The 13,963-nt window shown below is 69.5% G+C and carries 13 protein-coding genes; 7 read left to right on the top strand and 6 right to left on the bottom strand.

The window, feature by feature from the left end:
• The first annotated feature begins 53 nt into the window (after positions 1 to 53).
• The 7 genes from whiA (at position 54) to JNB50_RS06790 (ending at position 5,706) form a co-directional block, all read left to right on the top strand.
• Positions 54 to 1,034: a DNA-binding protein WhiA gene (gene whiA / locus JNB50_RS06820; RefSeq protein WP_208039364.1), complete on the top strand. Its 981-nt coding sequence runs from the start codon at positions 54 to 56 to the stop codon at positions 1,032 to 1,034.
• 115 nt (positions 1,035 to 1,149) lie between these two features.
• Positions 1,150 to 1,776, top strand: coding sequence for a superoxide dismutase (locus JNB50_RS06815; RefSeq protein ID WP_208039363.1), 627 nt, complete (start codon positions 1,150 to 1,152; stop codon positions 1,774 to 1,776).
• A gap of 102 nt (positions 1,777 to 1,878) precedes the next feature.
• Entirely contained in the window at positions 1,879 to 2,883 is a 1,005-nt protein-coding gene (gene gap / locus JNB50_RS06810) for a type I glyceraldehyde-3-phosphate dehydrogenase (RefSeq protein ID WP_179605828.1), read from the top strand.
• Positions 2,884 to 2,898: 15 nt separating this feature from the next.
• Positions 2,899 to 4,116 (top strand): phosphoglycerate kinase, encoded by a 1,218-nt coding sequence (pgk, locus tag JNB50_RS06805; RefSeq protein WP_208039362.1) that lies wholly within the window; start codon positions 2,899 to 2,901, stop codon positions 4,114 to 4,116.
• Positions 4,104 to 4,907, top strand: a complete 804-nt coding sequence (tpiA, locus tag JNB50_RS06800) for a triose-phosphate isomerase (RefSeq protein WP_208039361.1) — start codon at positions 4,104 to 4,106, stop codon at positions 4,905 to 4,907. The genes pgk and tpiA overlap by 13 nt, the downstream gene beginning before the upstream one ends.
• A gap of 161 nt (positions 4,908 to 5,068) precedes the next feature.
• A complete protein-coding gene (gene secG, locus JNB50_RS06795) occupies positions 5,069 to 5,314 on the top strand; it encodes a preprotein translocase subunit SecG (RefSeq protein ID WP_055915982.1) in 246 nt (81 codons plus the stop codon).
• A gap of 26 nt (positions 5,315 to 5,340) precedes the next feature.
• The gene (locus JNB50_RS06790; protein WP_055915984.1) at positions 5,341 to 5,706 is read left to right on the top strand and encodes an RNA polymerase-binding protein RbpA; all 366 of its coding nucleotides are present in this window, start codon (positions 5,341 to 5,343) and stop codon (positions 5,704 to 5,706) included.
• A gap of 75 nt (positions 5,707 to 5,781) precedes the next feature.
• Here the strand turns inward: JNB50_RS06790 and pgl are convergent, their stop codons facing one another.
• Genes pgl through tkt form a run of 6 tightly spaced genes read right to left on the bottom strand, consistent with a single transcriptional unit; the run spans position 5,782 to position 13,921 of the window.
• Positions 5,782 to 6,552: a 6-phosphogluconolactonase gene (gene pgl / locus JNB50_RS06785; protein WP_208039360.1), complete on the bottom strand. Its 771-nt coding sequence runs from the start codon at positions 6,550 to 6,552 to the stop codon at positions 5,782 to 5,784.
• Entirely contained in the window at positions 6,549 to 7,511 is a 963-nt protein-coding gene (locus JNB50_RS06780; RefSeq protein ID WP_208039359.1) for a glucose-6-phosphate dehydrogenase assembly protein OpcA, read from the bottom strand. The genes pgl and JNB50_RS06780 overlap by 4 nt, the downstream gene beginning before the upstream one ends.
• Positions 7,508 to 9,049, bottom strand: a complete 1,542-nt coding sequence (gene zwf, locus JNB50_RS06775) for a glucose-6-phosphate dehydrogenase (protein ID WP_208039358.1) — start codon at positions 9,047 to 9,049, stop codon at positions 7,508 to 7,510. Before zwf ends, JNB50_RS06780 begins: the two co-directional genes overlap by 4 nt.
• 9 nt (positions 9,050 to 9,058) lie before the next feature.
• Entirely contained in the window at positions 9,059 to 10,669 is a 1,611-nt protein-coding gene (locus JNB50_RS06770; RefSeq protein ID WP_208039357.1) for a glucose-6-phosphate isomerase, read from the bottom strand.
• Positions 10,666 to 11,793, bottom strand: a complete 1,128-nt coding sequence (gene tal, locus JNB50_RS06765) for a transaldolase (protein WP_208039356.1) — start codon at positions 11,791 to 11,793, stop codon at positions 10,666 to 10,668. The genes JNB50_RS06770 and tal overlap by 4 nt, the downstream gene beginning before the upstream one ends.
• 34 nt (positions 11,794 to 11,827) lie before the next feature.
• The gene (gene tkt / locus JNB50_RS06760; RefSeq protein WP_208039355.1) at positions 11,828 to 13,921 is read right to left on the bottom strand and encodes a transketolase; all 2,094 of its coding nucleotides are present in this window, start codon (positions 13,919 to 13,921) and stop codon (positions 11,828 to 11,830) included.
• Positions 13,922 to 13,963 lie beyond the last annotated feature (42 nt).

The following is a 13,963-nucleotide window of genomic DNA, read 5'->3' as shown; positions in this document are numbered from 1 at the left end:
GGCCGCCCACTTCACGGCGTGACCCGCGCCGTCCGTCACAGTTAGGAATCCGATTGGCTCTCACCGCCGACGTCAAAGACGAACTCACGAAGGTCGAAGTCAGCAAGACGACCGTCCGCGCCGCAGAGCTGGCCACCATCCTGCGGTTCTCGGGCGGTCTCCACCTGATCGGTGGACGCATCGCGGTCGAGAGCGAGCTGGACACCCCGGAGCTCGCGCGCCGCGTGCGCAAAGACCTCGCCGAGCTCTACGGCGTCCGCAGCGACGTCTCGGTGATCTCCGCGTCGGGAGTCCGGCGCACCAGCCAGTACCTCGTCCGCGTGCTCGAGGGCGGCGAGACCCTCGCGCGCCAGACCGGCCTCCTCGACGCGAGGCGCCGGCCGATCCGCGGCCTCCCGAACCGACTGACCACCGGCTCGCGCGACGAGCTCGCCGCCGTCTGGCGCGGGGCGTTCCTCGCCAACGGCTCACTGACCGACCCCGGCCGCTCCGCAGCCCTCGAGGTCACCTGCCCGGGCAACGAGGCGGCGATGGCCCTCGTCGGCGCAGCCGGCCGGCTCGGCGTCCCCGCCAAGGCGCGTGAGGTGCGCGGTGTGCATCGGGTGGTGATCCGCGACGGCGAGGCGATCAGCGCGATGCTCGTGCAGATGGGCGCGGCCGAGACGGTCGCCAACTGGGAGGAGCTGCGCCAGCGCCGCGAGGTGCGCGCGACGGCGAACCGCCTGGTCAACTTCGACGACGCCAACCTCCGCCGTTCGGCGCAGGCCGCCGTCGCCGCCTGCGCGCGCGTCGAGCGCGCCCTGGAGATCCTCGGCCCCGATGTGCCGGAGCACCTCCGCTACGCGGGCGAACTGCGCCTGGCGCACCGCGACGCGAGCCTGGACGAGCTGGGCCACCACGCCGACCCGCCCATGACGAAGGACGCCGTCGCCGGCCGCATCCGCCGGCTGCTCGCGATGGCCGACAAGAAGGCGTCGGAGCTGGACATCCCCGGCACCGACGCCAACCTGCCGGCCGATCTGGATGAGGTGTAGTTTCCAGACGGGCGTCCCCGGCGGGAAGGAACCCGCGGCCCGCCGGGTTGCCCTCAGTAGACTGAAGAAGTCGCCCGATTCGGGTCTCGAAGAAGAACAACTGTGGAGATGAGTAATGGCTGACTACACGCTCGCCGACCTTCCGTACGACTACTCGGCCCTGGAGCCGAACATCAGCGGCCGGATCATGGAGCTGCACCACGACAAGCACCACAAGGCCTACGTCGACGGTGCCAACACCGCCCTGGCGAAGCTGGCGGAGGCGCGCGACGCCGACGACCTCACCTACGTGAACAAACTCCAGAAGGACCTCGCGTTCAACCTGGCCGGACACGTCAACCACACCGTGTTCTGGACCAACCTCTCGCCGGAGGGCGGCGACAAGCCGACCGGCGAGCTGGCCGCCGCCATCGACGAGTTCTTCGGCTCGTTCGACAAGTTCCGTGCACACTTCACGGCCTCGGCGCTCGGCATCCAGGGCTCCGGCTGGTCGATCCTCGCCTGGGACTCGCTGGGCCAGAAGCTCATCATCGAGCAGCTCTACGACCACCAGGGCAACCTCGCGACCGCGACGATCCCGCTGCTCATGCTCGACATGTGGGAGCACGCGTTCTACCTCGACTACGTCAATGTGAAGGCGGATTACGTCAAGGCGTTCTGGAACATCACCAACTGGGCGGACGTGAACGACCGCTTCGAAAAGGCCCGCGAGAAGACCTCGGGTCTGCTGCTACTGTCGTAGCGGGTAGGCGTCCCGGGAGGGAGCCTCCCGGGACGCCGCCGTCCGCCTGACAACACCCATATCGCGCCGCTCGGCGCAGACATCAAGCAACGGGAGACATCTGTGTCCGTAAAGATCGGTATCAACGGGTTCGGTCGCATTGGTCGCAACTACCTGCGCGCGGCCCTCGCCAAGGGCAGCGACCTCGAGATCGTCGCGGTGAACGACCTCACCGACAACAAGACGCTCGCGCACCTGCTCAAGTACGACTCGATCACGGGCCGCCTGGACGCGACCGTCGAGCTCGAGGGCGACAGCATCGTCGTGAACGGCAAGCCGATCAAGGTCCTCGAGGAGCGCGACCCGGCCAACCTCCCGTGGGGCGACCTGGGCGTCGACATCGTCATCGAGTCGACCGGCCGCTTCACCAAGGCCGCCGACGCCAAGAAGCACATCGAGGCGGGCGCCAAGAAGGTCATCATCTCCGCCCCGGCCACCGACGAGGACGCGACGTTCGTCATCGGCGTCAACGAGCACCTGTACGACCCGGAGAAGCACAACATCATCTCCAACGCGTCGTGCACCACCAACTGCCTCGCCCCGCTGGCCAAGGTCTTCAACGACGAGTTCGGCATCGAGCGCGGTCTCATGACCACGGTCCACGCCTACACCGCCGACCAGAACCTGCAGGACGGCCCGCACAGCGACCTGCGCCGTGCCCGTGCCGCCGCCATCAACATCGTGCCGACCTCCACCGGCGCCGCCAAGGCCATCGGCCTGGTGCTCCCGGAGCTGAAGGGCAAGCTCGACGGCTTCGCGCTGCGCGTCCCGGTCCCCACCGGCTCGATCACCGACCTGACCGTCACCGCCTCGCGCCCGGTCACCGTCGACGAGGTCAAGGCCGCGTACAAGAAGGCGGCGGAGGGTCCGCTCAAGGGCATCCTCAAGTACACGGAGGACGAGATCGTGTCCTCCGACATCGTCTCCGACCCGCACTCGTCGATCTTCGACTCCGGTCTGCTGCGCGTCATCGGCGACCAGGTCAAGCTCTCGAGCTGGTACGACAACGAGTGGGGCTACTCCAACCGTCTCGTCGACCTGACCGAGTACGTGGCCGAGCGCCTCTAACACCAGGGGACCGACGTGACGCTCCGCACCCTCGACTCACTCGGTTCGCTCGCAGGAAAACGCGTCGTCGTCCGCTGTGATCTGAACGTCCCCCTGCAGGACGGGAAGATCACGGACGACGGCCGCGTGCGAGCGTCGATTCCCACCCTCGACGCGCTGATCAATCAGGGCGCGAAGGTGGTCGTGATCTCCCACCTGGGCCGCCCCGACGGCGCGCCCGATGCCAAGTACAGCCTGGCTCCGGTGGCCCAGCGGCTCTCCGAACTGCTGGGCAAGCCGGTGACCTTCGCACAGGACACCGTCGGTGCCGGTGCGGAGGCCGCCGTCGCCGGCCTGAGCGACGGCGACGTCGCCCTGCTCGAGAACCTGCGCTTCAACCCGGGCGAGACCGCCAAGGACGACGCGGAGCGCGAGGCTTTCGCAGCCAAGCTCGCCGCGTTCGGCGACGCGTTCGTCTCGGACGGTTTCGGTGTCGTGCACCGCAAGCAGGCCAGCGTGTACGAGCTCGCCAAGGCGCTCCCGAGCGCCGCCGGCACGCTCATCGCCACCGAGCTCGACGTGCTCGACCGGCTCACCGAGAACCCCGAGCGGCCGTACGCGGTCGTGCTCGGCGGCTCCAAAGTGTCCGACAAGCTCGGAGTGATCGGGCACCTGCTGCCGCGCGTGGACTCGCTGCTGATCGGCGGGGGGATGCTCTTCACGTTCCTCGCCGCGCTCGGCCACAAGGTGGGCTCCAGCCTGCTGGAGGCCGACCAGATCGACACGGTGAAGGGCTATCTCGCCACGGCGAAGGAGCTCGGCGTGACGATCGTGCTGCCGCGCGATGTCGTCGTCGCCTCGAAGTTCGGTGCGGACGCGGAGCACGTGGTGCGCCCGATCGACGCGATCGAGGACACCGAGTGGGGCTCCGCCGGCCTCGGTCTCGACATCGGCCCGGAGACCGGCGAGCTGTTCTCGGAGTACATCCGCGGCGCCCGCACCGTGTTCTGGAACGGCCCGATGGGCGTTTTCGAGCTCGCGCCGTTCGCGGCGGGCACGAAGGCGATCGCCCAGGCGCTCACCGAGGTCGACGGCCTCGGCGTCGTCGGCGGGGGAGACTCGGCCGCCGCCGTGCGCGCTCTCGGCTTCTCGGACGATCAGTTCGGTCACATTTCTACCGGTGGCGGTGCGAGCCTCGAATTCCTCGAGGGCAAGCACCTGCCGGGTCTGGAGGTCCTCGGATGGCAGCAGTGAACGGTTCCGTGCGGCGCGTGCCGCTGATCGCGGGCAACTGGAAGATGAACCTCGATCACCTGCAGGCGATCGCGACCGTGCAGAAGCTGGCGTGGACGCTCAAGGACGCCGGCCACGACTATTCGGCCGTCGAGGTCGCCGTCTTCCCGCCGTTCACCGACCTGCGCAGCGTGCAGACGCTCGTCTCGGCGGACAAGCTCCCGATCGCGTTCGGCGGTCAGGACGTCTCGGAGCACGAGTCGGGCGCGTACACGGGTGAGGTCGCCGCGTCGTTCCTCGCCGCGCTGGAGACGCGGTACGTGATCATCGGTCACTCGGAGCGGCGCACGCTGCACAACGAGACCGACGAGCAGGTCGCCGCGAAGGTCGCCCAGGCGATCAAGCACAACATCGCCCCGATCATCTGCGTGGGCGAGACGGCCGAGGACCTCGAGACGCACGGCGCGAGCGCCGTGCCGGTGGCGCAGCTGCGCGCGGCGCTCTCCGCCGTCGACTCGGCGGCGGACTTCGTGGTCGCCTACGAGCCGGTGTGGGCGATCGGGTCCGGTCAGGCGGCGACGCCCGAGCAGGCCGAGCAGGTCGCCGCCGCGCTGCGGGCCGTCATCGTCGAGCTTCTCGGCGAGGACGTCGCGGCCAAGACGCGCATCCTCTACGGCGGTTCGGTGAAGTCGGGCAACATCGCCGGCTTCATGCGCGAGCCGAACGTCGACGGTGCCCTCGTCGGCGGTGCGAGCCTCGACGTGGCCGAGTTCTCGGCGATCATCCGTTACCAGAAGCACGTCGGTCTCTGACGTTCTTACCCTCGGTCGCAGGCTCCCTCGGCGCTGGGGTCGCGGCATCGCTCCGCGCTGCTCTTAGCTCCACCGCGGGCTGCGCAGCCGCCGCGGCCTCGGCCGGTTATACTGGACGTTGGTTTCGCCGGGCGCCGCCCGGTCGCATTGAAAGGTCTAGCGTGCAGATTCTCACGGTCGTCCTGCAGGTCCTGCTGGGCATCACCAGCCTCCTGCTGACGCTCCTCATCCTGTTGCACAAGGGACGCGGTGGCGGTCTCTCCGACATGTTCGGCGGTGGAGTCACCTCCAACCTCGGAGCGTCGGGCGTCGCGGAGCGCAACCTCAACCGCATCACCGTCATCCTCGGGCTCATCTGGATCACCTGCATCGTGGTCCTGGGGCTCATCACCAAGTTCAGCGCCTAGCGGCGCGCCTTCACCAGAGGAGAAGCATGGCATCCGGAGGAAGCGCAATCCGCGGCTCGCGCGTCGGCGCAGGCCCCATGGGCGAACAGGACCGCGGGTTCCACGCCGAGCGCGTGGCTATCTCGTACTGGGACGCCCTCGGCAACGAGACCGTTCGATACTTCGCGGCGAACCTGCCCGAGGAGGAGATCCCCGATGTGATCGACTCCCCGTCGACGGGCCTCCCGGCCGGTCGTGACAAGGAGAACCCGCCGTCGGTCGCCAAGACCGAGCCCTACAAGACGCACCTGGCCTACGTGAAGGAGCGCCGTTCGGAGGAGGAGGCGGAGCAGCTGCTCGAAGACGCCCTCAACCAGCTGCGCGCCCGCCGCGGCAAGCCCACGAGCAACTAGTGCGAGCGTAAGCGCACTGCACGAAGAAGCCCCGCCGGTCGATGACCGGCGGGGCTTCTTCGTTGAGTGCGCGCCTCAGTACGACGGAGCGATGAGGTTCTCCGGCACGTCGACGGCGGCGTCCTTGTCGACGAAGAACACCGTGCGCTTGCGGCCTTTGGCGCCGGCGACGGGAACCTCGGTGTAGCTCGCACCGGCGAGTGCCAGGCCGAGGGCGCTGGCCTTGTCGCTTCCGGCGAGCACCAGCCAGATCCGGTCGGAGGCGTTCAACACCGGCCGGGTGAGGCTCAGGCGCTCGGGCGGCGGTTTGGGCGATTCGCGGACGGCGACGACGGTCGCCTCCGTCTCGCGGATGCCGGACCGGTCGGGGAACAGCGAGGCGATGTGCCCGTCAGGGCCGACCCCGAGGAACGTGATGTCGAACCGGGGGAAGTCCTGGCCGTCCGGGGCGAACGCCGCCAGCTCGGCGGCGTAGACGCTCGCGGCCTCGTCGAGGTCCGCGATCTCGTCGGACGCCGGGAACGGGTGGATGTTCTCCGGCGGCACGGGCAGGTGATCGAGGAGCGCCTCGCGCGCCTGGCGCTCGTTGCGCTCCTCGCTCGACTTCTCGACGAACCGCTCGTCGCCCCACCAGAAGTGCACCTTCGACCAGTCGATGGTGTCGCGCGCGGGGGAGGCGTTGACCGCCTCCAGCACGGCGATGCCCATCGTCCCGCCGGTGAGCGCGATGTTCGCCGCCCCCAGGTCGTCGAGGATGTCGATCGTCTTGGTGAGGAAGCGCGCGGCCACCGACGCGGCGAGTGCTTCCTTGTCGGGGTGGACGAGCACCCGCCGTTCGTTCGTCATGCTGTCGTGACCGCTCCTTCGTCGGAGGCCTCGAGCAGTGCGAGACCCTTCGTGATGACCTCACCGTACAGGTCGTCCGGGTCCAGCCTACGCAGTTCCTCCGCCAGGCAGTCGCGGAGGCTGCGGCGCGGCAGTGACAGATCGTGGGTCGGCTGGCCCGGCTGCGAGAGGCGGGCCACGTTCGGCACTTCGCGCTCGAGCTCGATCGTGCCGGACGCCCGCTCCATCTTGACGCCGTGGATGCCGCCCGAGCCGATCGCGCGCGAAGCGAGGTCGTACTGCACCGGCACCTGGAGCTGCAGGCGGAGCCACGCGGCGAGCAGGAGGGTGGAGGGAGAGTCGGCCGCGCCGGCCACCTCCACCGCGGTGATCGGCTCGTACGGCGGCTGGTCGAGCACCGCCGCGAGCTGAGCGCGCCACAGTGTGAGACGGGTCCAGGCGAAGTCGGTGTCGCCCGGCGTGTAGGTCTCGGAGAGGTGGAAGAGCGCCTCCTGCGGGTTCGGCTGCGCCGACGCGTCCGTGATGCGGATCGTGGCGATGCGGCCGAGGGGGGAGTGCGAGGCCCGGGCGGGAGCGATCCCCGGCCACCAGACCACCACGGGCGCGTCGGGGAGCAGCAGGCCGGTGACCAGCCCCTCCTCGTCGCTCGCGGTCTCGCCGTAGGCGCGGAGCACGATGACCTCGCTGGCGCCGGCGTCGCCGCCGACCCGGATCTGGGCGTCGAGACGCCCGGAGTCCGTGTGGCTGCGCTCCTCCTCGGTGGACACCACGATGACGCGCATCGGGTGCTCGCGGGAGGCGTCGTTGGCGGCCTCGATGGCCTCCTCCTCCTGGCCGAGGTGGGTGGCGATGATCAGCGTCAGCACCCGGCCGAGGGCGACGGCGCCGCCCTCCTCGCGGATCTTGACGAGCGCCTTCGAGATGTTGCTCGTCGTGGTGTCGGGCAGATCGACGATCATGGGCGCCTCCAGACGCGGCCGTCGCGGGCGAGGAGCTCGTCGGCGGACTTCGGGCCCCAGGTTCCGGGGCGGTACTGTTCGGGCTGGCCCTGCGTTGTCCAGAACTCCTCGATCGGGTCGAGGATCTTCCAGGAGAGCTCGACCTCCTCGTGGCGCGGGAACAGGGGCGGGTCGCCGAGCAGCACGTCGAGGATGAGCCGCTCGTAGGCTTCGGGGCTCGCCTCGGTGAAGGCGTGGCCGTAGCCGAAGTCCATGCTCACGTCGCGCACCTGCATGCCGGCGCCCGGCACCTTGGAGCCGAACCGGATGGTCACGCCCTCGTCGGGCTGCACGCGGATCACGAGCGCGTTCTGGCCGAGCGCGCTGGTCTGCGACTCGGCGAACAACTGCTGCGGCGCGCGCTTGAACACCACCGCGATCTCGGTGACGCGGCGGCCCAGGCGCTTGCCCGCGCGCAGATAGAACGGCACGCCGGCCCAGCGGCGCGTGCCGATCTGCAGCTTGATCGCGGCGTAGGTCTCCGTGGTGGAGTCGGGGTTCATCCCGTCCTCCTCCAGGAAACCGACGACCTTCTCGCCGCCCTGCCAACCGCTGGAGTACTGACCGCGGGCGGTCGAGGTGGCGAGATCGTCGGGCAGTCGGACGGCCGCGAGCACCTTCTCCTTCTCGGCGCGCAGATCGGCGGCGTCGAACGAGATAGGCTCCTCCATCGCCGTCAGGGCGAGGAGCTGCAGCAGATGGTTCTGGATGACGTCGCGCGCGGCGCCGATCCCGTCGTAGTAGCCGGCGCGGCCGCCGACGCCGATGTCCTCGGCCATCGTGATCTGCACGTGGTCGACGTAGTTGGCGTTCCAGATCGGCTCGTACAGCTCGTTGGCGAAGCGGAGCGCCAAGATGTTCTGGACGGTCTCCTTGCCGAGGTAGTGGTCGATGCGGAACACCGAGTCCGGCGGGAACACCGACTCGACGACGTGGTTGAGCTCCCGAGCGGTCTTCAGGTCGCTGCCGAACGGCTTCTCGATGACGACGCGCCGCCAGCCGGTGCCCGACTGGTCGGCGAGACCGGACTTCTTCAGCTGCTCGGTGACCAGCGGGAAGGCCTTCGGCGGGATCGACAGGTAGAACGCGTGGTTGCCCATCGTCCCGCGCTCGACGTCCAGCTTCTCGACCGTCTCCTTGAGGCGCTGGAACGCCTCGGCGTCGTCGAACTCGCCGGAGACGAAGCGCACGCCCTGGGCGAGCTGCTTCCACACGTCGTCGTCGAACGGCGTGCGGGCGTACTGCTTGACGGCGTCGTAGACGACCTTCTCGAAGTCCTGGTCCTCCCAGTCGCGCCGCGCGAACCCGACGAGCGAGAAGCCGGGCGGCAGGAGGCCGCGATTCGCGAGGTCGTACACGGCCGGCATCAGCTTCTTGCGCGACAGGTCACCTGTCACGCCGAAGATGATGAGGCTGCTCGGGCCTGCGATGCGGTTGAGGCGGCGGTCGGAGGGCAACCGCAGCGGGTTGAACTCCGGAGTGATCTCCACCGGTGACATCTGGCTCCTCTAGTTGACGGCCTCGAACAGCGAGACGACGTCCGCCTCGGGGTTCGACAGGGTCAGGGTCAGCACCGGGCGGCCGTGCTCGCCGAGCACGCTCGCGTCGCCGGCGGCCTGGGCCTGGATGAGCTGGCCGAACGTGAACGGACGGTCGGGGATCTCCAGGTCTTCCGGAGCTGCGGCGGCGATCTGCAGGAACACGCCGACGGCGGGGCCGCCCTTGTGGAACTGCCCGGTCGAGTGCAGGAAGCGCGGGCCCCAGCCGAAGGTGACGGGGCGCCCGGCCTTGGCGGCGAGCAGGTCGCGGATGCCCGCGAGCTGCGGGAGCGCGAGGCGGTCGACGTAGGCCTGCACAGCCACGTAGCCGTCCGGGCCGAGCTGGGCGAGCAGGGCATCCACGGCGCCGTCGAGCGTCGAAGCTGCACCCAGGAAGTCTCCCGTGGTGCGCACCTCGATGCCGCCGGCGGTGAATGCCGGTGCTGCGGGCTCCGGCCGGTTGTCGAGCAGCGCGCGAGCGGCGACCTTGGCGGCCTCCACGTCGGGCTGGTCGAACGGGTTGATGCCGAGCAGTCGGCCGGCGACCGCGGTCGCGTACTCCCAGACGATCAGCTGCGCGCCGAGGCTGCCGGAGACGAGGATCTCGCCCTCGTGCCGGTCGGCGGGGAACAGGTGGTGGGCCTCCGCGTTGGCGACGAGTCGGACGACCTGGAGGTCTGCCGGCTTCGACGTCAGCTCCGGAGCGAGCGTGTCGAGCACGACGGGCAGGAGCCCGGTGCCCTCCTTGCCGGTCGACTCGGCGATCAGCTGCTCCGCCCAGTCGGCGAAGCCGACGATGTGGGTGCCGTCTGCGACGATGCCCAGCTTGTCCTTGAGCGGGTTGGTGCCGGCGATCGCGGCGCCGAGCACCAGGCCCGGGTTCGCGTCGTTGTCGACGGCGAGCTCGATGAGCGTCGCCTCCGCCTCGTCGAGCAGCTCGGAGATGTCCACGCCGGCGAGACCGGACGGGACCAGCCCGAACGCGGTGAGCGCCGAGTAGCGGCCGCCCACGTTGGGGTCGGCGTTGAAGACACGGTAGCCCGCCTCGCGCGCCGACTGGTCGATCGGCGAGCCCGGGTCGGTGACGACGACGATGCGCTCGGTCGGGTCGATCCCGGCGTCGCGGAACCACTTCTCGTAGATGCGCTTCTGGCTGTCGGTCTCCAGGGTCGAGCCCGACTTGGAGGAGATCACGACGGCCGTGGCCTGCAGGCGGTCGCGGAGCGCGGAGAGGACCTGGCCGGGGTCGGTCGAGTCGAGCACCGTGAGCTCGGCTTCGGCCGTGCGCGTGATGACCTCGGGCGCGAGCGAGGAGCCGCCCATGCCGCCGAGGACGATGTGGTTGACGCCCTTGGCGTGCAGCTGCTCACGCAGCGCGACGATCTCGGCGACCAGCGGGCGCGAGATCGCGACGGCCTCGGTCCAGCCGAGGCGCTTGGCGGCCTCGGACTCGGCGGCGGGGCCCCAGAGGGCGGGATCCTGCGCCGTGATGCCGGAGGCGACCCGGTCGGCCACGAGCTGTGGCACTACCGTCGCGACGGCCTCGGCCGCCGCGCCGGTGACGTGGATGCGGAAGGTCACTTGGCGGCCTCCAGAGCGTTGGTGACGGTCTCGACGAGCTCGCCCCACGACACGTTGAACTTGTCGACGCCCTCGCGCTCGAGGGTGGCGGTCACATCGTCGTAGGAGATGCCGAGGCCGGCCAGAGCGTCGAGGACGCCCTTCGCGTCGGCGTAGTTGCCGGTGACGGTGTCGCCCGTGATCTCGCCGTGGTCGAAGGTGGCCTCGAGGGTCTTCTCCGGCATCGTGTTGACGGTGTTGGGAGCGACGAGCTCGGTCACGTACAGCGTGTCGGGCAGGCTCGGGTCCTTGACACCCGTGGAGGCCCAGAGCGGACGCTGCTCGTTCGCACCCGCGGCGACGAGGGCCTTGGCGCGGTCGGTGGCGAACTCCTGCTCGTACAGCTCGTACGCGAGGCGGGCGTTCGCGACGCCGGCCTTGCTCTTGAGCGCGAGCGCCTCGTCGGTGCCGATCGCGGTCAGGCGCTTGTCGACCTCGGTGTCCACGCGGGACACGAAGAACGAGGCGACCGACTGGATGCCCGCGAGGTCGATGCCCGCGGCCTTGGCCTTCTCGAGGCCGGTCAGGTACGCGTCGATGACCTGGCGGTAGCGCTCGAGGCTGAAGATCAGGGTCACGTTGACGCTGATGCCGGCCGCGATGGTCTCGGTGATGGCCTCCAGGCCCTCGACCGTCGCCGGGATCTTGATGAGCACGTTGGGCTTGTCGACCTTGGCTGCGAGCTTCTTGGCCTGCTCGATCGTTCCGGCTGCGTCGTGCGCGAGGCCGGGCTCCACCTCGATGGAGACGCGGCCGTCGACGCCGTTGCTGGCCTCGTAGACCGCGTGGAAGATGTCGCTCGCGGCGGCGACGTCGTCGGTCGTGATCTCGAAGATCGCGTCCTCGACGCTCGTGCCGGCCGCGGCGAGCTCCTTCACCTGGGCGTCATAGGCCTCGCCCTTGGCGAGCGCGGCGGCGAAGATCGTCGGGTTGGTGGTCACGCCGACGACGTTGCGGTCGGCGATCAGCTTCTGCAGGCCGCCCGTGGCGATGCGCTCGCGCGAGAGGTCGTCCAGCCAGATGCTGACGCCGGCGGCCGACAGAGCGGCCGTGGGGGAGGAGGTGGTGGAAGTGGTGTCGGTCATCGTGGTTTCTTCTTCTCTTCTTCCGTGCCCGCGCTCAGAGCGACGCGAGCGATTCCTTGGCTGCGGCGACGGCGTGCTCGGTGGTCATGCCGAACTCGCGGAACAGCGTCTTGTAGTCGGCCGACGCACCGAAGTGCTCGATCGAGACGCTGCGGCCGTGGTCGCCGACGATCTTGTCCCAGGCGAGCGCCAGACCGGCCTCGATGGAGACGCGGGCCTTCAGGTCCTTCGGCAGCACCTTCTCCTGGTAGGCGGCGTCCTGCTCGTGGAACCACTCGAGGCAGGGGGCGGAGACGACGCGGGCGTTGATGCCCTCGCCGCGCAGCACCTCGCGCGCCTCCAGGGCGATCTGCACCTCGGAGCCGGTGGCGATGAACAGCACGTCCGGCGTGCCGCCGGGGGCCTCCGCCAGGATGTAGGCGCCCTTGGCGACGTTGGCGGCCGAGGCGAGCGTGTCACCCGTGGCCTCGCCGTCGCCGCGCTCGAACACCGGGATGTTCTGGCGGGTCAGCGCGATGCCGGCGGGGCCGCCGCGGCGCTCGAGGATGGTCTTCCAGGCGTACGCGACCTCGTTGGCGTCGCCCGGGCGGACGACGTCGAGGTGCGGGATCGCGCGCAGCGTCGACAGCTGCTCGATCGGCTGGTGCGTCGGGCCGTCTTCGCCGAGCGCGACGGAGTCGTGCGTCCACACGAAGATCGAGGGCACCTGCATGAGCGCGGCCAGGCGGATGGCCGGGCGCTGGTAGTCGCTGAAGATCAGGAACGTGCCGCCGAACGGGCGGGTGGGTCCGTGGAGCACGATGCCGTTCAGGATCGCGGCCATCGCGTGCTCGCGGATTCCGAAGTGCAGGACGCGGCCGTACGGGTTGCCCGTCCATTCGTGGGTCGAGTGCTCGGTCGGGACGAACGACGCCGCGCCCTCGATCGTGGTGTTGTTCGACTCCGCGAGGTCGGCGGAACCGCCCCACAGCTCGGGCATGACGCCGGCGATCGCGTTGATCACCTTGCCGCTGGCGGCGCGGGTCGAGACGTCCTTGCCGGCCTCGAAGACCGGGAGGGCCTCCTCCAGGCCCGCGGGCACGTCACCGGACAGCAGCCGGTCGAGCAGCTCTTTGCGCTCGGGGTTGGCTGCGGCCCAGGCGTCGAAGCCCTTCTGCCACTCGGCGTGCTCCTGCGCGCCGCGCTCGACGGCCTTGCGGGTGTGCTCGATGACGTCCTCGGCGACCTCGAAGGTCTGCTCCGGGTCGAAGCCGAGCACCTCCTTGACCGCGCGGAGCTCGTCGGCGCCGAGCGCGGAGCCGTGGATCTTGCCGGTGTTCTGCTTCTTGGGGGCCGGCCAGCCGATGATCGTCTTGAGGACGATGAGCGACGGCTTGTCGGTGACCTCCTGGGCGTTGACGATGGCCTGGTGCAGCTCCTGCACGTCCTCCTCGTAGACGCCGGTCTTCTTCCAGTCGACGACCTGCACGTGCCAGTGGTAGGACTCGTAGCGCGCCTTGACGTCCTCGGTGAAGGCGATGTTCGTGTCGTCCTCGATCGAGATCTGGTTGGCGTCGTAGATGGCGATCAGGTTGCCGAGCTGCTGGTGGCCGGCGAGGCTGGAGGCCTCGGAGCTGATGCCCTCCTCCAGGTCGCCGTCGCTGGCGATCACATACACGAAGTGGTCGAACGGGCTGGTGCCCGGCGCTGCGTCCGGGTCGAACAGGCCGCGCTCGAAGCGCTGCGCGTAGGCGAAGCCGACGGAGGAGGAGATGCCCTGGCCGAGCGGGCCGGTGGTGATCTCGACGCCCTTGGTGTGGCGGTACTCCGGGTGGCCGGGGGTGAGCGAGCCCCAGGTGCGCAGCGCCTTGAGGTCGTCGAGCTCGAGGCCGTAGCCGCCGAGGTAGAGCTGGATGTACTGGGTCAGCGAGCTGTGGCCGGCCGACAGGATGAAGCGGTCGCGGCCGAGCCAGTGCTCGTCGTGCGGGTCGCGGCGCATCACCTTCTGGAAGAGCAGGTACGCGGCGGGCGCGAGGCTCATCGCGGTGCCGGGATGCCCGTTGCCCACCTTCTCGACCGCGTCGGCCGCGAGGACGCGCACCGTGTCTACTGCCTTGTTGTCAATGGGATCCCACTGCAGAGCTGCCACGTGAAAACTGACCCTTCCTAGAAGTGGTGAGGGCCGTCTGTG

Origin of the sequence: Leifsonia sp. TF02-11 (assembly GCF_017565305.1) — a bacterium.
Taxonomy (GTDB): Bacteria; Actinomycetota; Actinomycetes; order Actinomycetales; family Microbacteriaceae; genus Leifsonia.
Note: the sequence above shows the minus strand (reverse complement) of the source record. Positions and strands in the feature narration are given on the sequence as shown.